The sequence below is a fragment of the Amycolatopsis aidingensis genome (assembly GCF_018885265.1).
Classification (GTDB): domain Bacteria; phylum Actinomycetota; class Actinomycetes; order Mycobacteriales; family Pseudonocardiaceae; genus Amycolatopsis; species Amycolatopsis aidingensis.
In genome coordinates this window covers 3,839,284-3,856,504 of record NZ_CP076538.1, presented here as the reverse complement: position 1 = coordinate 3,856,504, position 17,221 = coordinate 3,839,284, and the positions used below count along the sequence as shown (strand labels likewise).

Here is a 17,221-nt window from a genome sequence, read left to right as displayed (position 1 = left end):
CCCGGCCTGGACCCATCGAACCCGCCACGCCGGTCAGCGCCGTGCCCGGCCCGCGATCCGGGCGGCGATGCCGTCGAGCAGGCAACGCAGCCCGGTTTCGAAGACCTCCGGTGGCTCGGCATCGGCGTGCACCCTGGCGACCGCCGGGTAGTCGCTCGCCTCCGCGTACCGGGCCAGTGCCGGCTGGTGCTGCGCCCACCGCTGCCGCTCGCCGATCCCGGTGTCGCGCTCGCGCTGCACCGCCTCCACCGAGGTGCGTGCCACGCCGCGCACGTAGCCGTCCACCGCCGCGGTCAGGGCGGCCACCTCGCCGTCGGTCAGCCCGATGTCCAGCAGGGCCCGCAGTGCCGCCTCGTAGGCGGCCAGCGCGTTCGGGCCGAGCGGATGCCGGGCGGGCAGCCGCAGCACCCACTCGTGCCGGTGGTACAGCTCCCAATCGGCGCGGGCCCAGGTCAGCACCCGCTCCCGCCACCCGGCGGTCGAGCCGGGCCGGCCACGGCGCTCCCCGGTCACCGCGTCCAGCATGAGGTCCAGCAGCTCGGCCTTACCCGGCACGTAGGTGTAGAGCGACATCGTGCCGATACCCAGCCGCTCGGCGACCCGGCGCATGGACAGCGCGTCGAGCCCTTCGGCATCGGCGATGTCGATCGCTGCGCGGACCACCTCGGACACGGTGAGCCCGGGTTTGGGGCCGCGTTTGGGGCTCTCCCCGGTCTGCCAGAGCAGCCGCATGGTGCGTTCGATGTGGTCGGCCATTGCCCGAGAATAGAACTCCGTGCGCTGTACGGTGTACTCTGGTCAATACTTCGTACAACGTACTGAGTTAGGAGTGGGTAGCCATGACGATCCTGGTGACCGGGGCGACCGGCAACATCGGCCGGATGGTGGTGGACCGGCTGGCCGGGGCAGGTGAGCCGGTGCGCGCGCTGACCAGGAACCCGGCGAAGGCCGCGCTACCGGAGTGGGTGGAGGTGCACACCGGCTTCCTCGGGCAGCCGCAGACGCTGCCCGCCGCGCTGGAGGGGGTGGACACCGTGTACCTGGCGCCGCACTTCCCCACCGTGCAGCGGTTCGCCGAACTGGCACGGGCCGCGGGAGTGCGCCGGGTGGTCACCCTGTCCTCGATCCTGGCCGGGGTGCCGGGCGCGGCGGAGAGCGACCCGGCCGGACGGGACTTCGCCCACCTGGAACGCACCATCGAGCAGGCCGGGTTCGCCTGGACCCACCTACGACCCGGCGCGTTCATGGAGAACTCGCTGTTGTGGTCGTACTCGATCCGTGCCGAGGGCGTGGTGCGGGAGCCGCACGCGCAGGCGGCACGGACGCCGATCGCCATGGCCGATATCGCCGAGGTCGCCGGCGTCGTGCTGCGCGAGGAGGGGCATGCCGGCCGGGCCTACCCGCTGAGCGGCCCGGCGGCCGTCACCTCCCCGGAACAGGTGCGCGCGATCGCCGCCGCGCTCGGCCGGGAGATCCGGTTCGAGGAGCTGACCCCGGCACAGGCCCGCGAGTTGTGGGTCGGGCAGGGCATGCCGCCCGAGGCGGCGGACTGGCTGCTCTCCGACGGCGGCGACTACGCCGAGGTCCCGGTGTCCACCGTCGCCGACCTCACCGGAAAACCCGCGCGCACCTTCGCCGAGTGGGCACGGGAAAACGCCGACCTGTTCCGCTGACCCTCCCGGCGTGTTTGCTCCCCACGCGCGCGTGTTGGCCGCCCACGCGCATGCGTTGGCCGTTCCCGCGCATCGTGTTTGCTGCCCGGGTAACCGTGTTGGCCACCTGCGTAACCGAGTTGGCCGTTCGCGTAGGCGAGTTTGCCCGCGCCGGGTCAGGCACCGGCCGGAGGGCTGCTGCGCCCCGGTGACCTGCCGGGCCGGAAGGTCCGGGTCTCCCCCACGGCCAGTGCCCACAGGTCGGCGTCCGGACGTCCGGACGCCGACCATGCCTTGTGCAGTCGCTCCAGCGGCTCGTCCACCGGTTCCCTGGTGAGCACGAAGGTGCCCCAGTGCATCGAGGCCAGCCGCCGGGCCCCGAGGTCCGCCACCGCGCGCACGGCTTCGGCGGGTTCCATGTGTACCGGGCGCATGAACCAGCGGGGGTCGTAGGCACCGATCGGCATCATGGCGACCTCGATGCCCGGGTAGCGCGCGCCGATCTCCGCGAACCAGTGCCCGTAGCCGGAGTCGCCGCAGTGGTAGGTGCGGGTGCCGTCCGGCGCGGTGAGCACCCAGCTACCCCACAGCGAGGCGCAGGTGTCCAGCGGACCACGCCTGCTCCAGTGGTGCGCCGGGGCGAAGTCGAACCGCAGCCCGGCCACCTCCGCCGACTCCCACCAGTCCAGCTCGACGACCTCGGTGAATCCGCGACGCCGGAACCAGCGGCCCAGGCCGGCACCCACCAGCACCGGGGTGTGCCGGGGTAGCCGCCGGATGGTGGGCGCGTCCAGGTGGTCGTAGTGATCGTGGCTGATCACCACCGCGTCCACCGGCGGCAGATCCGCCCAGGCCAGGCCGGGAGGGGTGAGCCGGGGTGGCACCCCGGGAATCTTCCTCGACCACACCGGGTCGGCCAGCACGGTGGCGCCACCCAGCCGGACCAGGTAGCTGGAGTGCCCGATCCAGGTCCAGCTCGCCTGGCCCGGCTCGAGCGCGGGCAGGCCGGTGCGCAGCACCGGTATCCGGTCCGCGTTCGCGGTCGAGCCGCGGAAACCACCCTCGCGCAGGATCCGGGCCAGCTCGCGCGGCCCGGGCAGCGGGGAGGTCAGCCGGTCGCGATAGGACGTTCTCACCATGGGCTCAGCCTGCCACCGCTTACCGTGCGCCGCCGTCGCGTGGCAGGTTCCGGTGACTGAGCCAGACCCCCACCATGCTGCTCAGGCGCGGCGGTGGCACCGATCAGAAAAAGTTCGGCGGAGGTGTCCATCCGGCCGGGTCCCGCTCGTAGTCATGCTGTACGGCAACCGGCCGTGCAGGATGGCACCACGAAACGAGGGAGTCCGACATGAAGTACATGCTGCTGATCAACGCCGGTTCGGTCGACGAGAGCGGCGGGGCCGCCGACTGCGACGTCCAGGACTGGCTGGCCTACGACAAGGAGGTCAAGGACGCGGGCATCCAGGTCTCCGGGGAGCAGCTGGCGGACCTGGTCACCGCGACCGCGGTCCGGGTGGACGAGAACGGGAAGCGGACCGTGACCGACGGCCCGTTCGCCGAGACCCGCGAGGTGCTCGGTGGCTTCTACGTGATCGACGTGCCGGACCTGGACGCCGCGCTGGACTGGGCCGCCCGCTGTCCCGGCGCGCGCGGCACCGGCTCGGTCGTGGTGCGGCCGGTCGCCGAGTTCGAGGGCTGAATGCGATGGACGAGCGGACGGCCGGCGGCGGGCTGCCGGAGGAGCCACCGGTGACCTCGGTGGAGTCGGTGTTCCGCGAGGAGCACGGCCGGCTGCTGGCCGCGCTCGTCCGTCGCTTCGGCGATCTCGATCTGGCCGAGGAGGTGACCTCCGAGGCGATCGAGGCGGCACTGGAGCGCTGGCCGGCGGATGGCGTACCGCCCCGGCCGGGGGCGTGGCTGATGACCACGGCCCGGCGCAAGGCGGTGGACCGGCTGCGCCGCGACCAGACCTTCGCCACGCGGCTGGCCGTGCTGCAGGTGGAGGCCGAGCGGGCCGAGCCGGCTCCGGCCGCGGAGGTGGCGGGGGAACTGCCGGATGAGCGATTGCAGCTGTTCTTCACCTGTGCCCATCCGGCGCTGCCCGCCGAGGACCGCGGAGCCCTGATGCTGCGCTGCCTGGCCGGGCTGGCCACCCCCGAGGTGGCACGGGCGTTCCTGGTCCCGCCCGCGACCATGGCCAAGCGGATCGTGCGGGCGAAGAAGAAGATCCACCAGGCCCGGATCCCGTTCCGGGTGCCGGACGCCGGAGAACTACCGCAGCGGTTGCCCGGGGTGCTACAGGCGGTGTACTCGATCTTCACCGAGGGGTACACGGCCAGTTCGGGCCCGGACCTGCAACGAATCGACCTGGCCGAGGAGGCCATCCGGCTGGCCCGGATCCTGCGCGGGCTGCTGCCAAGGCAGCGGGAGGTCACCGGGCTGCTCGGGCTGATGCTGCTGATCCACGCCCGGCGGCACGCTCGCACGGGCCCGGACGGCGAGCTGGTGCTGCTGGAGGAGCAGGATCGGGGACGCTGGGACCGCACGATGATCGAGGAGGGGCTGCGCCTGATGCCGGTCGCGCTGACCGGCGGGCCGCCGGGACCGTACGGGGTGCAGGCCGCGATCGCCGCCCTGCACGACGAGGCCGCGGACCTGGCCAGCACCGACTGGCCGCAGGTCGTCGCGCTCTACGACGTGCTGCTCGCGCTGGACCCTTCCCCGGTCGTCGCGTTGAACCGGGCCGCGGCCGTGGCCATGCGGGACGGCCCGGAAGCCGGACTGGCGTTGCTCGAGGAGTTGTCCGGGGAGCCCCGGCTGCGGGGCTACTCCCCTTACCCGACCGCAAGGGCGGACCTGCTGAGCAGGCTCGGCCGCAACGCCGAGGCCGCCGCGGCCTACCGCGAGGCCATAGAACTGGCCGGCACCGAACCCGAACGTGCCCACCTTCGCCGCCGCCTCGCCGCGCTCGACCAGCCCGGCTCATGAACCAGTATCCCCGGCGCCGTGCCCCCGGAAGTCCTCGGCGAGGTGCCGCAGGAACTCCCGTGCCTCCGCGCCCCACAGCGCGTGCGCGGCCAGGAAATCGAAAAGACCGCGATAACTCTCGACATCCTTCGGATCACGCAACACCAGCTGGCCGCTGAACAGCTCGGCGGTCACTAACCTGGCGTCATAGGTCACGAAGGTATGCATGGGCCCTTCCGGAACCTGCGTGGTCAGCGGCAGGACACCGAGGGCGACAGCAGGCAGCCGCGGGACAGCGACACCAACCGGTCCAGCTGGATCGCCATAATGGACGGCACACAGAACTGCCATCGCGCGGCCTGCTCGGTGCGCAGGAACTCGAACCGCTTCGACTCGTCATGCAGGATGGCCTGCCGCTCCAGCTTGAGCGCGACGGCCCGGCTGGTATCCACCGGTGCCCGGTCCCCCGTCCTGCTCAACCCCGCGCGAACATACTCGGGCACCTGGAGCAACCCAGTGATCAGCGCAGGCAGAAAATGCCGCGTGTGGGTCGACTCGGCCTCCAGGGCCGCCAGGTCCCACTGGCGGTAGTGCAGGCCGCGCCGCACCGACGCACGGATGTCCTGATACTCGGCATTCGCTGCCCGGGCCAGCGTCAACAGCTCCGACTTCAGCGCCTCATCGACCGCGAGCGCGGTGAGTATCCGTTCCACGTCGAGGATGCTGGGCAGCAGCCGGCCGGTCTCGATACGGCTGATCTTGGACTGCGACATCTGGCAGCGACCGGCCAGCCGTTCCCCGGAAAGGCCCGAGACCCTGCGCAGGTCACGCAGTGCCTCGGCGAGGTTGATCCGGTCCTCTCCAGCGCGGGCGGGATCGAGGCTCATGCCTCCAGTCTGGAGGAGTAGTCCAGGAACGGTTCGGCATGCTCCAGGGCGATGCGTTTCCACTCCACGTAAGGAGCGGGATCCACGTCTTCCAGCAGTTCGCGACCGAGCTGGGTACCGTCCTCGGCGTAGTCCATCCGCACGATCTTCGACTCGTCGAACATCCAGAAGTCCTGATCCGGCAAGCCGGGATTCGGTCGATCGGCGAGATCGAGGATATGCACCTCCTCACCGGCCCGCACGTTGTGCGGATAGGCCGCGAACTCGAAACGCAGGTAGTCGGTCAGCGGGCTGGTGATGACGTGAACCCTGCCGATCCACCGGCCGGTGTCCCGGAAATGGCGAACCCGCTTGAGCCAGGGCTCATGATCGGAAACATCGAACTCCCCGGTAGCGAGAAAACGCTGAAACTCGTCCCATTCTTTCGCCACGTTGTACACGGGGCGCGTTTCCAGTCGGAACGCCTCCCGTTCGAACGAATCGAAGAACTTCTTCCAGTCGTCACCTGCCAAGCGCACGTGCGGCCTCCTTGAGCAGGTCCGCCGGGATCTCCACGATTGCTTCGTGTTCCGGGGTTGGCTGGTGGACGAGGTAGCCCTGGACAGCCAGAGTGCCGCGCTCCGTGCTGAACACGGCCGGGCAGTCGTCCCCCTTGCAGTCCCTGGCGATCCGGGTGAGTCTCATGATCATTTCCCCTGTCGTGAAGTGGACACGTCAGGTGACGATACGTGCGCCCGCGGTAGCGAGTCAATTGCCATGCACGTTCCCGAATAAACCCGCAACCACCGGGAAAGCCCCGCTTCTCGCGGCTCGTTCGGAGCCGTTGATGCGGGTTCGAGGGTAACGCTCGTGCCGTCGTCGCGGCGCGCCGATTCTCATCCTGGAATCGGAAAGATTGGGAGAAAAGAACCGTGTTCTCGCTGTGCCTTGACGACCTGCTGACCGAACTGCGCAGGCGGCAGTGGACACTGTTGCGCTGGGGCCCATTGGATGCGCCTCGGCTCCTCGCGGCGATGCTGCACTGGGACACCTGCGCCGATGTGCTGATCCTGCGATCCGAACAGGACGCGAGCGCGTTCCGCGCGCCGGTGTGGCGGGGCTCGAACCCGCTCGCGCCGGAGAAGGTGTCCTACCAGTACCACGCAGGCGCGCTCTGGACCTTGCGGGCGATCCTGTCCCTGCCCGCCCCCGGCACCGCGGGTGCGCCGGTGACGATCGAGAGCCCGCACGCCAACTGCCGGATCGGCGAGGGCCTGCCGCGTCCGGTGCTGATCCGGCCGTTGTCGCCGTACCCACGCTAGCCGCCCGGGGCTTCCCGCGGCGTGCGCAGGAAGGCGTCGCGCGGCTTCGACGTGGCGTGTTCGAGCCACAACGCGATCAACGACACATGGAAGGGCGGGGTCAGGTCGAGCACCCGCGCCGCGCCGCCCGCCGTGGCACTGAGCGGGGCCGTCACGAACGCGATGTGCTCGGTGCCGATGACGGGAGATGGCCCCACACGATGATGGTCTCTCCGGCCAGCTCCGCCAGCGTGACGTTGTCCCGGCGCGCCAGCCGGTGGTGCTCGCCGACCGCGATGGACAGCCTCTGCCGGGTGAGCGTGGTCCGGACCACGCCGGGTACCGGCAGCATCGCCCGGCACCGCGGGAGTGCCCGACCCGGAGCACGTCCGGCTCGCCGCGGCCGCCTTGGTGACGCTACCTTCCTCGGCCACCGCGATGAGCTGCTCCAGCCAGTGCAGGTCGATCACGATGTTGGCGAAGATGGTCTGGCCGGTGATCCACCAGCCGTCGGTGGCGAGGAACATGATCAGCGGTGCGATGTCCTCGATGTGCGTGAGTTGGTTGCGGCATCTCCTGGCCGTAGAAGAACGGGGTGTCCATCGGCCCCGGTGCCACCGTGGTGACCGAGATGCCCGGTCGGCGAACTCCTTGGCCGCGGCGCGGGTGAAGTGCTCAAGCGGAGCCTTGCCGCCGGCATAAGTGGAGTAGCCGTCGGTGAACGCGGCCCGCAGCGACGTGCCGAGGTTTGGCGCGGCCACCCGGACGGGCCAACCGGCGGCCGCGGACCTGCGCAAGGTCATCAGGCGGCTTATCGTCCTAGTGGCGGGCGGAGCGCTCGCGCGAACCGGATGGACGGGGTGAGCATGTCTCGGACGACCGTGATCATCATCGCCGGCATCGTGCTGCTGGTGCTGTTCTTCGCGGTGGGCTACCTGGCGCGGGCCGTCGGCGTCCGGCGGGCGCTGGAAGACTTCGTACTGGTGTGGTTCGCGGTAGCGGCGTTCAACCTGGCGGTCGGGGTTTTCGAGGCGGGGTACTCCTTCGGTGAGGAATTGCCCATCTTCTTGCTGATCTTCGCGATCCCCGGCGTGCCCGCCATCGCGGCCAGGGTGTGGCTCGCGCGTGCGGCATAACCGGCGAACGGCCGCGATGGCCTGACGACTAGTCTGCGGGCATGGATCCCGTGCTCGCCGCCGATGCCGACCGCATACCCGCGATCCTCGACACGGTGCGCGAGCACGCGGGACGGGTTCTCGCCGGGCTGACCGACCGTCCTGCCGCCGGTTCCCCGTGGCAGGGCACGGCGCATCCGCTTCCCGAGCACGGCCGCGGAGCCGAGCGGGCGCTCGCCGAGTTCGCGGCCCGCTGGGAACCGGGCTTCTCAGGCAGCGCGGGCCCGCGATACCTGGGCTTCGTCACCGGGGGCGCCACCCCGGCGGCGGTGGCTGGCGACTGGCTGGCCGCCACCCACGACCAGAACGTGGCGGCCGCGCACGAGTCCTCGGCCACGGACCTGGAACGGGAGACCCTGTCCTGGCTCACCGAACTCCTCCGCCTCGGCCCGGCACATCGCGGTGCCTTCGTCACCGGTGCCACCATGTCCAATCTCGTCGGCCTGGCGATCGGCAGGGAGTGGATCGGTGAACGCGCCGGGATCTCGGTCGCCGAGCAGGGAGTGGCGGCCCTCGGGCCGGTGCCGGTGCTGTCCGGAGCCGCGCATTCCAGCCTGTCCAAGGCACTCGCGATACTCGGCCTCGGCCGCGGGAGCCTGCGCACGGTACCGACCCTGGACGGCCGGGAGGCCGTGGACCCCGACCGGCTCGCGGCGGAACTGGACGCGCTGGGCGGCAGGCCCGCGATCGTGGTCGCCAACGCGGGCACCGTGAACACGGTCGATTTCGACGACCTGCGGGCGATCGGCGCGCTGCGCGAGCGCTACCCGTTCTGGCTGCACGTGGACGGGGCCTTCGGCGCGTTCGCCGCGCTCTCCCCCGCGCACGCACACCTGGTGGCCGGGCTGGCCGAGGCCGACTCGGTGTGCGTGGACCTGCACAAGTGGCTCAACGTGCCATACGACTCGGCGGTGCAGTTCAGCCGCAGGCAGGACCTCCAGGCACGGGTCTTCCAGAACGCCGCCGCCTACCTCGGGCTGCCCACGGACGATCCCGCGTTCGTGCACCTCACCCCGGAGAACTCACGGCGGTTGCGGGCCCTGCCGGCCTGGTTCGCACTGGCGGCCTACGGCAGGCAGGGGCACCAGGAGATCGTCGAGCGGGACATCGCGCTGGCCGGGCAGCTCGGGCGGCGGATCGAGGAAATGCCCGCACTGCGGCTGCTCGCCCCGGTGCGGCTGAACGTGGTGTGCTGCACCCTGGCCGAGGACCCCACCCCGGAACGGGTGGACGCGCTGGCCGAGGCGATCGCCGTGGACGGCACGGCGTTCCTCACCCCGACCAGGTACGAGGGCACACCCGCGCTCCGGGCGGCATTCAGCAACTGGCGCACCGGCGAGGCCGACGTCGAACGGGTCGCCGCGGCTATCGAGCAGGCCGTTCGAGCCGTTCCAGCGTCTCGGTGAACCACCGCCAGGCCCGTTCGGTGTCCGAGGTACGGGCATGCGGACCACGAAACCACGCGGTGAACTCGGCCGCGTCGGTCAGCAACCAGCGCAGCGAGTAGAGCGCGAGGGCATCCGGATCCGGCGCCCTGCCGGTGGCGCGGGCGTACCGCTCCAGCAGCGCGGCGTCGGTGGTGACGACGGCAAGATCCCGCTCGGGCACCGCGAGAGCCACGGTGTCCCAGTCGATCAGCCGGTATCCTCCGGCGGCTGCCAGCAGGTTGCCTGGATGCGGCTCGCCGTGTGTGACCACCCGCGCCGCACCACCTTGCCGCACTCGCTCGGCGAGCAGGTCGAACTCCCGCAGCCGGGCCCGCAATGCCGGGGCATGCCGGGCGAGCAGGTCAGCCGCCGCACCGGCGAACGGGCCGCCAGCCCACTCCCCGCACCGGCCAGCCACCGCGTCCGCGAGCATGGCGCGGCCGGGCGAGTCGAGCCCCACGACCGGGATATCCCCCGGCGGCGGCTGGCGGTGCAGCTCGGCGAGCAGGTCGAGCACCCGCTCCCGCTCCACGGGTGACAGCTGCTGACCGAACCACCCGGGTTCGCCCTGGACGAACGGGAAGACGCTCAGCGCGTACCGGTCGTTCAGGGCGACTACCGGGCCGCCGTCCTCGGCAGGCAGCGGCGGCACCACGAAACTCAGCCGCTCGCCAAGACGCGCCGCGGTGTCCATCGCCCGGCGCAGGCCGTCCAGGGCCGCTGCGGCTCCGCGGCCGTCGTGGTCCTTGTGCGCCAGATCGGCGACGGTAGCGAACCAACGCTGCCCGCCTGCGCCGGTGACCGTCCAGTGGTGGTCCCCGAAGCCGACCGCGGCGTACCGCACCACGTCGGCGTCGATACCGAACCGGCGCAACGCCGGCCGCAGCGCGGGCTCGCCAACCTCCGCGGGCGGCTGCTCCATCAGGACAGCACCGTCAGAACAGCGGCCAGGGAATGGCCCGCCAGTCGTCGCCCGGTTCCGGGAACACCCGCTCGGCGAGCAGCCGGTCGGCTCGCTCCGCCACCGCGCGTACCTCGCCGCCGGTGAGATACGGCTCCAGCAGTTTGCCCAGCTCGCCGTCCAGCGCGGGTCGCAGGCCCTCCAGCTTCGCCACGACCTCATCGGGAAGAGGATCGCCGACCCAGCCCCACAGCACGGTGCGCAGCTTCGGATCGGCGTGCAGGCAGATGCCGTGATCGACCCCGTAGATCCGGCCGTTGCTCCCGGCCAGCACGTGCCCGCCCTTGCGGTCGGTGTTGTTCACCACGATGTCCAGCACGGCCAGGTCGCGCACCCCCTCGTGGTCGGAGTGCGCCAGCACCGCGGGCTCCCCGGTGCGGTCGTGGGCATGCAGCACCACCCGCCAGTCGTCGGGCACATCGTCCGGGGAGCACACGTCCACGAGTTCCTCGTCGGTGGTGTTCACCCAGAGCTGAACCATGCCCTCCCCGAACGGGCCCTCGCGCAGCACCGTCGGCGGCACCTTGCCCAGCCCGGTGGCCTCCGCGATCTCGTAGGTAGCCACCTCGCGGCCCGCAAGGGTGCCGTCCGGGAAATCCCACAGCGGGCGCTCCCCCGCCACCGGCTTGTACACCGCGTTGGCGCTCACCCCGTCGAGCTCGATCGCGCAGAATAAGGTGACGTTCGAGGCGTCCACCAGCCGCCCCTCCACCTCGATGCGGCCGCGGGCCACCAGCTCCCTGGCTTCCGGCGTGGCCGGATCCACTCCTGACTCGGGCACCGGCGGGATCAGCTCTCGAAGACGTCCTGGTCGCGCCGGTAGCCGTTCTGCCGGGGGCAGACGTGACCGACGGGATCCAGCGGCTCACCGCACAACGGGCAGGGCTTGCGGCCCGCGTTGACGACCCGGTCCGCCCGCTCGGCGAAGGCCCGCGCCGCGGCCGGGCTGAGAAAGACCCGGACCGCGTCCGGACCCTCCTCGGTGTCGTCCAGCACGACCGTCTCGTCCACCTCGCCCTCGGTGATGGCGAGTAGTTCGATCACCACCGCGCTGCTCTCGGAGTCCCAGCCAAGGCCCATCGTGCCCACGCGGAACTCCTCCTCGACGGGCACGTCGAGTGGGTCCACGTCGACCATGTCGTCCGGGACTTCCTCGGGTACCTCGGCACCAAACCGGTTCGCCACCTCCTCCAGCAGTGAGCTGAGACGTTCGGCGAGCACCGCGACCTGCTGTTTCTCGATGGTCACGCTGATCGTGCGAACATCCTCGGATGCCTGCAAGTAGAACGTGCGGTCGCCGGGTTCCCCGACCGTGCCTGCGACGAAGCGGTCGGGTTGGCGGAAGACATGTATGACGCGAGCCATGGCACTTACGACCCTAAGCCACAGCCATCTGATCGGCACCCACCGCCCCACGATCCGTGACTAGAGTGGCCGGATGCCGATGATCTCTCCCTACGGGACCTGGAGCTCACCGATCAGCGCGGCCGTCGTCGCCGAGGCAGGCGGGGCACCGCAGTGGCTCGGCGTGGTCGACGGTGAGCTGTGGTGGGCCGAGTCACGACCGGCCGAAGGTGGCAGGGTGACCCTCGTCCGTTCGGACGGCGACCTCGATGGCGGCGAGGTCGAGCAGCTGCTGCCCGCACCGTGGAACGTGCGCAACCGGGTGCACGAGTACGGCGGCCGCCCCTGGATGGCCATCGGGGACGCCGTGGCCTTCACGCACTGGGACGACCAGCGGGTATACGCGCTGGACCGCGCCGAGGGGTCGGTACGGCCGATCACCCCGGAGCCGGAGGTGCCCCAGGGCATCCGCTACGCCGACCTGCGCCCCGGCCGGGCGGGAGAGATCTGGGCCGTACGCGAGACCAGCACCGGGCCGCGCCGTACCGACATCGCCCGCGACCTGGTGTCGCTCACCCTGGACGGGCGGCCACCGCGGGTACTGGCCGCCACCCACCACTTCCTCACCGCACCGCAGCTGTCCCCGGACGGCAGGCACGCTGCCTGGCTCGGCTGGGACCACCCCGCCATGCCATGGGACGGGACCGAGCTGTGCGTGGCCGAGGTCGGCCCGGACGGTGCGTTCGGCCGCCACCGGGTGCTCGCCGGGGGCCGGGAGATCGCGGTCTGCCAGCTGGAGTGGGAGACCCCGGACACCCTGCTGGCGCTGCTCGACCCGGACGGCTGGTGGAACCTGCACCGGATCGGCCTGGAGGGCACCGCCGGCAACCTCGCCCCGGTAGCCGAGGAACTCGGTGGCCCGTTGTGGAAGCTCGGCCTGCAATGGTTCGCACCGCTCGGCGGCGGGCGGCACGCCGTGCTGCGCTCGGGCAGGCTCGCCGTCCTTGACGAGCGCGGCGGCACGGTCACCGACGTGGCCGGAGCCCGCCGACGGCCGGCCTGGTCCGCCAACCTGGTGCCGTTCGCGGGCGGGGTCGCCGGGATCGCGGCCGGGCCCCAGCAGGAGGGCACGGTGGTCGTTGCCGACCTCGGGGCAGACACCCTGACCGAACTCGGCGAGACCGCGGGCAGGGAGCTCACCGGCACCCTCGTCGAGCAGGGCTACCTGCCGGTGCCGGAGGAACGGGAGTTCACCACCGCCGAAGGGGAGCGGGTTCCCGCCTACCTCTACCACCCGACCAGCCCGGAGCACACCGGTCCCGATGGTGAGCTGCCGCCCTATCTCATCCACGTGCATGGCGGGCCGACCGGCCGCAACTTCCCGGTGCTCGATCTCGACTTCGCGTTCTTCACCAGCCGCGGCATCGGGGTGGCCGCGGTGAACTACGGCGGCTCCACCGGGTACGGCAGGCGCTACCGGGAACGGCTGCGCCAGCAGTGGGGCGTGGTGGACGTCGCCGACTGCGCCGCCGTCGCCGAGGCACTGGTGGCCGAGGGCGTGGCCGACCCGGACCGGCTGGCCGTGCGCGGCGGGAGCGCGGGCGGGTTCACCTCGGCCGCCTCGATGACTCCGGCCCCACCGGCGACCGCCTGCTACCGCGCCGGCACCATCAAGTTCCCCATCCTCGACCTGACCAGCTGGACCGGCGAGGGCGGCGAGACCCACGACTTCGAGTCCCGGTACCTGGACAGCCTGATCGGGCCGCTTCCGGAGACCGCCGATCGCTACCGTGCGCGGTCCCCGCTGCACCGGACGGACTCCCTGGCCGGGCCGGTGCTGTTCCTGCAGGGCCTTGACGACGAGATCTGCCCGCCGGAGCAGGCCGACCGGTTCGTCGCCGCGCTGGAGGGCAGCGGTATCCCCCACGGCTACCTGACCTTCGCGGGCGAGCAGCACGGCTTCCGCAAGGCGGAGACCATCATCGCCGCGCTGGAGGCCGAACTGTCCTTCTACGGCCAGGTGTTCGGCTTCACCCCGCCCGGCATCCCGGTCGTGGATCTGCGCCGGTGACCGGCGGCACCCGGCCCCGCAGGCTCGAAGCGGGAGACACCGTCGCGCTGGTGGCCCCCGCGGGCCCGGTGCCAAAGCGGCTGCTGGACCACGCGGTCGCGGTGCTGGAGTCCTGGCGGCTTTCGGTGAAGCTCTACGACTCGGTGCAGGCCAGCGACACCACCTTCGGCTACCTCGCGGGCACCGACGCCGTCCGGGCAGCGGATTTCCAGCGGGCCTGGCTGGACCCCGAGGTGACCGCCGTGCTGGCCGCGCGGGGCGGCTACGGCTGCAGCCGCATCCTGGACCTGATCGACTGGCCCCGGCTGCGCACCGCGGGCCCGAAGCTGCTGGCCGGGTCCAGCGATGTCACGGCGCTGCACGAGGCGGTACGTACACATCTGGGCCTGGTGACGCTGTTCTCGCCGATGCCGGCCACCACGCATTTCGACCTGGCCGCCGGCGAGCACCTGTGGCGCACCCTCTTCTGCCCGGACAGCACGCTGGTGCTGTCCGGGCCGCGGGCGGAGGCACTGGTGCCGGGCAGCGCGGGCGGTGTGACCGTGGGAGGCAACCTGAGCCTGCTGACCGCCAGCCTCGGCGCCCCGGAGCACCTGCCTGCCCGCGGCGGGATCGCGATCCTCGAGGACGTGACCGAGGAGCTCTACCGGCTCGACCGGATGCTCACCCAACTGCTGCGCACCGGCTGGTTCGACGAGGTGGCGGGGATCGCGCTGGGCTCATGGACCGACTGCGGACCGCAGGCCGAGGTCCGGGCGCTGATGCTGGACCGGCTCGCGCCGCTGGGCGTGCCGATCCTGTGGGAGCTCGGGTTCGGCCACCACGCGGGCGCGCTCACCGTGCCGCTGGGCCTGCCGGCCCGGCTGGACGCCGACGCGGGCACACTCACCCTCGACGGGCCGGCGCTGCGCTAGCTGTGTTTCAGAAGGCGCGCGGTCGCCGAACCCGTCTACGGGCCGTGCTCTGGTCACGGCCGCTGCGCCGGGCGGACAGGCGACCCGCAGCCGGGTTCGTGAGGCCTTCGGCCGGACGCGCCCCCGCATCACCTCGGGCAGCCACGTTGTTGACAGCGCCTAGTTTCCGGGGACGTGCGGGCGCCCGCCAGCCACCACCAGCAACGGCTCGCGCAGCGCGTCCAGCTCGGTCAGCGGATCTCCGTCCACCACGAGCAGGTCGGCACGGTAGCCCTCGGCGAGCCGTCCGGTGCTGTCGCCGAGCCCGATGCCGGCGGCGGCGTCCACCGTGGCCAGGTCGAGGATGCGGGCTGGCTGGAAGCCGAGGAAGTCGAAGAACTCCAGGCTGCCAGGGAGGTTGTCGAACACCGCGCCGGGCACCCCGGCGTCGGTTCCGGCGATCAGCCGCACGCCCTGTTCGGCCATCCAGCGCACCCGGCCGAAGATCTCCATCGCGCGCTCCTGGCCGAACCGCTCGGCGAAACCACGCCAGTTGGGGCTGGCGCCGGGGCAGACGTGGATCCCTTTGGCCGCGATCTCGGCGACCACGTCCTCCCGCACGTCGAACCCGCCCTCGGCCATCCAGGTGCAGTGCTCGATGGTGTCCACACCCGCCGCGACCGAGGCGGCGATGCCCTCGCTGCCATGGGCGTGCGAGGCGACCGGCAGCCCGACCTGGCGCGCCTCCTCCACCACCCAGCGCAGCTGCTCGGCGCTGAACTGCGACTCCCAGGTGGCGGCGCCACCCTTGGTGAGCCCGCCGCCAGTGGTCATCACCTTGATCACGTCGGCACCGGCCGCCGCGTTGTGACGCACCATCCTGCGGATCGCGTCCTCGCCGTCGACCACCCCGCCCAGGAACCAGCAGTGCCCGTCCGGGACGGTCAGCGGTGCCGTCGCGGCCAGGATCCGGGGGCCAGGCAACCGGCCCTCGGCGATCGACCCGCGCAGCCGTACCGCGAGCCCGTCCCGGTCACCGAGGTCGCGCACCGTGGTGACCCCGGTGTCCAGCAATCGCCGCGCCCTGCCCGCCATCTCCGCGAACAGGGTGGCCTCGTCCTGGGCCCGCACCGCGGCCACCGGGTCGGGGCTCGCGTCGAAGGCGAGGTGGACATGGCAGTCGATCAGGCCGGGCAGCAGGGTGGCCCCGGGGAAGTCCCGGCGCTCGGCCGCCGCGCCCGCGCGGCGCTCGACCTCGGCCCGCTCCCCGACGGCCACGATCGCCGAATCCCGCACCAGCACTGCCCCGTCCAGGACGCTCCTGCCCGCGGGACCGGGCAGCACCTGCCCGGCCGAGATCAGCATTTCCACTGGGTACCCCTTCGTCCGGTTCCGAGGCTCTCAGGCCGGCCGTGGCCGCAACGCGTCGGACAGCTCGACCAGTTCGTGCACATCGGCATCAAGATCGTCGGCAGCAGGGACGGCGATCGCGCTCGCCTTGGTACTGACCTGCTTCCCCTCGGCATGGGCCCGCAACGCCACACGCAGCAACTCGGCCAGCGGGGCACCCTCCGGCGCGGCCTCCCTGGCGTGCGCGAGGTACGGGCTGATTCGCACCAGACCGTCCCGGCACTCGATGACGCGGCGGTAGTAACGGCGGTGCACGCCGCGCAGGCGCAGCGCGTCCCGCCACGCGCTGCCCGGCACCCTGCCGAGCACGTGCTCCGGGTACACCTGGTGCAACTCCCTCCACAGCGGATGCAACTGCCGGTACCGCCTGCGGTGCTGCCGCCAGACCCGCAACGCCGCGATCCGGGTGGCGACGCTCGGATAGCTGATCCCGATCACGAACAGCGGGATGGCCAGCGACAGCAGCAGGGAGGCGGTGGAGTTCAGCCAGGGCGGGACGCTACCGCCGCTCCACCGGATCACCACGAAGCCTGCGCGCACCGAACCCGCCAGCACCATGCCTGCCATCCCGGCGCCTGCCAGCCGCAGGCCCACCGACAGCGGGGGCCGGGTCGACCCGGCGTAGCGCCAGGTCCAGTGCAGGGCCGTGGCGATCGCGTACACCAAGTACAGCCCGGCCACCAGGTAGAACACCGCCGCCCCGGTGAGTCGCATATCGGCCTCGTCGAAGCTGCTCCAGCGCAGCTCGACCGGGGTGGCGAAGGTGGCGACCGTGATCGTCACGATCACCGCGGCCAGCGGCACGGCCTCCCATTTCGCCCTGCGGCGTCCCTGCTCGAGGTCGGTCGCGGAGAACAGGTAGAAGCACATCAGCCAGTACACGGTGGCCAGCAGGAGCACGTTCTGCCCGAGTTCGCTGACCCCGGACTCGAACACCGAGTCCACCACCTGTGCCCCGGCAGGCAGGCCGAGTGGGAACGCCACGGCCGCGCAGGCGAGGCAGAGGGTGACCGCCAGCAACGGCCGGTCCCCCGGTGCCCTGGACAGCTGATACGCCTTCCAGCCAAGCGCCGTGCCGAGCACAACGACGAACAGGATGGCGAACGGACTCACGACACCCCCGACGGACGTTCACGGACGCTGACGAACACCGG

General features: G+C 71.6%; 20 protein-coding genes. 8 read left to right on the top strand and 12 right to left on the bottom strand.

Features of this window, described 5'->3' with window-relative positions:
• Nucleotides 1–33: 33 nt before the first annotated feature.
• Nucleotides 34–756, bottom strand: coding sequence for a TetR/AcrR family transcriptional regulator (locus KOI47_RS17605; RefSeq protein WP_216204495.1), 723 nt, complete (start codon nt 754–756; stop codon nt 34–36).
• An 83-nt stretch (nt 757–839) separates the two neighbouring features.
• On the opposite strand from KOI47_RS17605, the gene KOI47_RS17600 reads away from it, so the two are divergent.
• Nucleotides 840–1,673 (top strand): NAD(P)H-binding protein, encoded by an 834-nt coding sequence (locus tag KOI47_RS17600; protein WP_216204492.1) that lies wholly within the window; start codon nt 840–842, stop codon nt 1,671–1,673.
• A gap of 155 nt (nt 1,674–1,828) precedes the next feature.
• Here the strand turns inward: KOI47_RS17600 and KOI47_RS17595 are convergent, their stop codons facing one another.
• Entirely contained in the window at nt 1,829–2,791 is a 963-nt protein-coding gene (locus KOI47_RS17595; protein ID WP_216204491.1) for an MBL fold metallo-hydrolase, read from the bottom strand.
• 209 nt (nt 2,792–3,000) lie between these two features.
• On the opposite strand from KOI47_RS17595, the gene KOI47_RS17590 reads away from it, so the two are divergent.
• On the top strand, nt 3,001–3,351 hold the full coding sequence (locus KOI47_RS17590; RefSeq protein WP_216204488.1) for a YciI family protein: 351 nt from the start codon (nt 3,001–3,003) through the stop codon (nt 3,349–3,351).
• Nucleotides 3,352–3,356: 5 nt separating this feature from the next.
• A complete protein-coding gene (locus tag KOI47_RS17585; RefSeq protein ID WP_216204486.1) occupies nt 3,357–4,640 on the top strand; it encodes an RNA polymerase sigma factor in 1,284 nt (427 codons plus the stop codon).
• Here KOI47_RS17585 and KOI47_RS36165 read toward each other — a convergent pair.
• Genes KOI47_RS36165 through KOI47_RS17565 form a run of 4 tightly spaced genes read right to left on the bottom strand, consistent with a single transcriptional unit; the run spans nt 4,635 to nt 6,190 of the window.
• On the bottom strand, nt 4,635–4,970 hold the full coding sequence (locus KOI47_RS36165) for a Scr1 family TA system antitoxin-like transcriptional regulator (RefSeq protein WP_269756639.1): 336 nt from the start codon (nt 4,968–4,970) through the stop codon (nt 4,635–4,637). The genes KOI47_RS17585 and KOI47_RS36165 overlap by 6 nt on opposite strands.
• A complete protein-coding gene (locus KOI47_RS17575) occupies nt 4,871–5,506 on the bottom strand; it encodes a Scr1 family TA system antitoxin-like transcriptional regulator (protein ID WP_216204480.1) in 636 nt (211 codons plus the stop codon). The genes KOI47_RS36165 and KOI47_RS17575 overlap by 100 nt, the downstream gene beginning before the upstream one ends.
• Nucleotides 5,503–6,024: a DUF6879 family protein gene (locus KOI47_RS17570; RefSeq protein ID WP_216204477.1), complete on the bottom strand. Its 522-nt coding sequence runs from the start codon at nt 6,022–6,024 to the stop codon at nt 5,503–5,505. The genes KOI47_RS17575 and KOI47_RS17570 overlap by 4 nt, the downstream gene beginning before the upstream one ends.
• A complete protein-coding gene (locus KOI47_RS17565; protein ID WP_216204474.1) occupies nt 6,008–6,190 on the bottom strand; it encodes a hypothetical protein in 183 nt (60 codons plus the stop codon). The genes KOI47_RS17570 and KOI47_RS17565 overlap by 17 nt, the downstream gene beginning before the upstream one ends.
• A gap of 227 nt (nt 6,191–6,417) precedes the next feature.
• On the opposite strand from KOI47_RS17565, the gene KOI47_RS17560 reads away from it, so the two are divergent.
• Nucleotides 6,418–6,807 (top strand): hypothetical protein, encoded by a 390-nt coding sequence (locus KOI47_RS17560; protein ID WP_216204472.1) that lies wholly within the window; start codon nt 6,418–6,420, stop codon nt 6,805–6,807.
• Here the strand turns inward: KOI47_RS17560 and KOI47_RS35705 are convergent.
• Nucleotides 6,804–7,589, bottom strand: a complete 786-nt coding sequence (locus KOI47_RS35705) for a hypothetical protein (protein WP_232376083.1) — start codon at nt 7,587–7,589, stop codon at nt 6,804–6,806. The genes KOI47_RS17560 and KOI47_RS35705 overlap by 4 nt on opposite strands.
• A 63-nt stretch (nt 7,590–7,652) precedes the next feature.
• On the opposite strand from KOI47_RS35705, the gene KOI47_RS17550 reads away from it, so the two are divergent.
• Both KOI47_RS17550 and KOI47_RS17545 read left to right on the top strand, forming a co-directional pair.
• The gene (locus KOI47_RS17550) at nt 7,653–7,922 is read left to right on the top strand and encodes a hypothetical protein (protein WP_216204469.1); all 270 of its coding nucleotides are present in this window, start codon (nt 7,653–7,655) and stop codon (nt 7,920–7,922) included.
• A gap of 41 nt (nt 7,923–7,963) precedes the next feature.
• On the top strand, nt 7,964–9,367 hold the full coding sequence (locus KOI47_RS17545; RefSeq protein ID WP_216204466.1) for a pyridoxal phosphate-dependent decarboxylase family protein: 1,404 nt from the start codon (nt 7,964–7,966) through the stop codon (nt 9,365–9,367).
• Here the strand turns inward: KOI47_RS17545 and KOI47_RS17540 are convergent.
• From KOI47_RS17540 to KOI47_RS17530, 3 genes are read right to left on the bottom strand one after another with little or no spacing between them, the layout of a single operon-like run.
• Nucleotides 9,327–10,310: a phosphotransferase gene (locus tag KOI47_RS17540; RefSeq protein WP_216204464.1), complete on the bottom strand. Its 984-nt coding sequence runs from the start codon at nt 10,308–10,310 to the stop codon at nt 9,327–9,329. The genes KOI47_RS17545 and KOI47_RS17540 overlap by 41 nt on opposite strands.
• A gap of 13 nt (nt 10,311–10,323) precedes the next feature.
• Entirely contained in the window at nt 10,324–11,130 is an 807-nt protein-coding gene (locus KOI47_RS17535; RefSeq protein ID WP_332461413.1) for an SCO1664 family protein, read from the bottom strand.
• 8 nt (nt 11,131–11,138) lie between these two features.
• On the bottom strand, nt 11,139–11,714 hold the full coding sequence (locus tag KOI47_RS17530) for a DUF3090 domain-containing protein (protein WP_216204460.1): 576 nt from the start codon (nt 11,712–11,714) through the stop codon (nt 11,139–11,141).
• Between the two features lie 73 nt (nt 11,715–11,787).
• Between KOI47_RS17530 and KOI47_RS17525 the strand changes: the two genes are divergently transcribed.
• Both KOI47_RS17525 and KOI47_RS17520 read left to right on the top strand, forming a co-directional pair.
• Nucleotides 11,788–13,764, top strand: a complete 1,977-nt coding sequence (locus KOI47_RS17525; protein WP_216204458.1) for a prolyl oligopeptidase family serine peptidase — start codon at nt 11,788–11,790, stop codon at nt 13,762–13,764.
• The gene (locus KOI47_RS17520) at nt 13,761–14,678 is read left to right on the top strand and encodes a S66 peptidase family protein (protein WP_216204455.1); all 918 of its coding nucleotides are present in this window, start codon (nt 13,761–13,763) and stop codon (nt 14,676–14,678) included. Before KOI47_RS17525 ends, KOI47_RS17520 begins: the two co-directional genes overlap by 4 nt.
• Before the next feature lie 159 nt (nt 14,679–14,837).
• On the opposite strand, the gene KOI47_RS17515 is transcribed toward KOI47_RS17520, so the two are convergent.
• Both KOI47_RS17515 and KOI47_RS17510 read right to left on the bottom strand, forming a co-directional pair.
• Nucleotides 14,838–16,022, bottom strand: coding sequence for an amidohydrolase family protein (locus tag KOI47_RS17515; RefSeq protein WP_216204453.1), 1,185 nt, complete (start codon nt 16,020–16,022; stop codon nt 14,838–14,840).
• Nucleotides 16,023–16,058: 36 nt separating this feature from the next.
• Nucleotides 16,059–17,180 (bottom strand): MAB_1171c family putative transporter, encoded by a 1,122-nt coding sequence (locus tag KOI47_RS17510; protein ID WP_216204449.1) that lies wholly within the window; start codon nt 17,178–17,180, stop codon nt 16,059–16,061.
• Between the last annotated feature and the right edge of the window lie 41 nt (nt 17,181–17,221).

What these genes read in the sequence shown, in the direction of transcription:
- KOI47_RS17515 (WP_216204453.1), bottom strand. Translation starts at nt 16,022, where the DNA reads ATGCTGATCTCGGCCGGGCAGGTGCTGCCCGGTCCCGCGGGCAGGAGC.
- KOI47_RS17585 (WP_216204486.1), top strand. Translation starts at nt 3,357, where the DNA reads ATGGACGAGCGGACGGCCGGCGGCGGGCTGCCGGAGGAGCCACCGGTG.
- KOI47_RS17540 (WP_216204464.1), bottom strand. Translation starts at nt 10,310, where the DNA reads ATGGAGCAGCCGCCCGCGGAGGTTGGCGAGCCCGCGCTGCGGCCGGCG.
- KOI47_RS17525 (WP_216204458.1), top strand. Translation starts at nt 11,788, where the DNA reads ATGCCGATGATCTCTCCCTACGGGACCTGGAGCTCACCGATCAGCGCG.
- KOI47_RS17545 (WP_216204466.1), top strand. Translation starts at nt 7,964, where the DNA reads ATGGATCCCGTGCTCGCCGCCGATGCCGACCGCATACCCGCGATCCTC.
- KOI47_RS35705 (WP_232376083.1), bottom strand. Translation starts at nt 7,589, where the DNA reads ATGACCTTGCGCAGGTCCGCGGCCGCCGGTTGGCCCGTCCGGGTGGCC.
- KOI47_RS17600 (WP_216204492.1), top strand. Translation starts at nt 840, where the DNA reads ATGACGATCCTGGTGACCGGGGCGACCGGCAACATCGGCCGGATGGTG.
- KOI47_RS36165 (WP_269756639.1), bottom strand. Translation starts at nt 4,970, where the DNA reads ATGGCAGTTCTGTGTGCCGTCCATTATGGCGATCCAGCTGGACCGGTT.
- KOI47_RS17595 (WP_216204491.1), bottom strand. Translation starts at nt 2,791, where the DNA reads ATGGTGAGAACGTCCTATCGCGACCGGCTGACCTCCCCGCTGCCCGGG.
- KOI47_RS17590 (WP_216204488.1), top strand. Translation starts at nt 3,001, where the DNA reads ATGAAGTACATGCTGCTGATCAACGCCGGTTCGGTCGACGAGAGCGGC.
- KOI47_RS17530 (WP_216204460.1), bottom strand. Translation starts at nt 11,714, where the DNA reads ATGGCTCGCGTCATACATGTCTTCCGCCAACCCGACCGCTTCGTCGCA.
- KOI47_RS17605 (WP_216204495.1), bottom strand. Translation starts at nt 756, where the DNA reads ATGGCCGACCACATCGAACGCACCATGCGGCTGCTCTGGCAGACCGGG.
- KOI47_RS17575 (WP_216204480.1), bottom strand. Translation starts at nt 5,506, where the DNA reads ATGAGCCTCGATCCCGCCCGCGCTGGAGAGGACCGGATCAACCTCGCC.
- KOI47_RS17550 (WP_216204469.1), top strand. Translation starts at nt 7,653, where the DNA reads ATGTCTCGGACGACCGTGATCATCATCGCCGGCATCGTGCTGCTGGTG.
- KOI47_RS17565 (WP_216204474.1), bottom strand. Translation starts at nt 6,190, where the DNA reads ATGAGACTCACCCGGATCGCCAGGGACTGCAAGGGGGACGACTGCCCG.